Origin of the sequence: Isoptericola sp. S6320L (genome assembly GCF_023015685.1) — a bacterium.
Taxonomy (GTDB): domain Bacteria; phylum Actinomycetota; class Actinomycetes; order Actinomycetales; family Cellulomonadaceae; genus Isoptericola; species Isoptericola halotolerans_A.
Window position 1 is genome coordinate 1 of record NZ_JALKAT010000072.1, and the last position, 338, is coordinate 338.

General features: G+C 66.9%; 1 protein-coding gene. It reads left to right on the forward strand.

The genetic code is table 11. The annotated features are described in order from the left end of the window. Positions 1-338 (forward strand): ABC transporter ATP-binding protein (locus MWU57_RS17925; protein ID WP_374108594.1); only part of this gene is annotated, 338 nt, incomplete at both ends.

A 338-nucleotide genomic window follows, 5' to 3' on the forward strand; every position in this document is an offset into this window, starting at 1 on the left:
GCGCTCATGCCGCAGATGACCGGTTCGAAGAACATCGAGATCGGGGGCCTCGCCCTGGGCATGACGCCCAAGGAGGTCGACGAGAAGTTCGACGAGGTCGTGGAGTTCGCCGACATCGGCAGCTTCGTGGACCTGCCGATGAAGACGTACTCCTCGGGCATGGCCGCCCGGCTGCGGTTCGCGATCAGCTCCGCGGCCATCCCCGACATCCTCATGGTCGACGAGGCCCTGGCCACCGGCGACGCCGCGTTCAAGTCCCGCTCCAAGGCGCGCATCGAGGAGGTCCGCCAGCAGGCCGGCACCGTGTTCCTCGTGAGCCACTCGATCTCCACGATCGA